This window comes from Citrobacter sp. S55_ASV_140 (assembly GCF_018919505.1).
In the GTDB taxonomy this organism is placed as follows: Bacteria; Pseudomonadota; Gammaproteobacteria; order Enterobacterales; family Enterobacteriaceae; genus Citrobacter; species Citrobacter werkmanii.
Map to the genome: position 1 here is coordinate 1 of NZ_JAHLQZ010000437.1, position 489 is coordinate 489.

Sequence of the window (489 nt, forward strand, 5' to 3'; positions counted from 1 at the left end):
GGTTAGCTCAATGTATCGCTACACTTACACACCCGACCTATCAACGTCGTCGTCTTCAACGTTCCTTCAGGAGACTCAAAGTCTCAGGGAGAACTCATCTCGGGGCAAGTTTCGTGCTTAGATGCTTTCAGCACTTATCTCTTCCGCATTTAGCTACCGGGCAGTGCCATTGGCATGACAACCCGAACACCAGTGATGCGTCCACTCCGGTCCTCTCGTACTAGGAGCAGCCCCCCTCAATTCTCCAGCGCCCACGGCAGATAGGGACCGAACTGTCTCACGACGTTCTAAACCCAGCTCGCGTACCACTTTAAATGGCGAACAGCCATACCCTTGGGACCTACTTCAGCCCCAGGATGTGATGAGCCGACATCGAGGTGCCAAACACCGCCGTCGATATGAACTCTTGGGCGGTATCAGCCTGTTATCCCCGGAGTACCTTTTATCCGTTGAGCGATGGCCCTTCCATTCAGAACCACCGGATCACTA

General features: G+C 53.8%; 1 rRNA gene. It reads right to left on the minus strand.

The window, feature by feature from the left end:
• Window positions 1-489 (minus strand): 23S ribosomal RNA (locus tag KQJ18_RS24920); the annotation flags it as partial.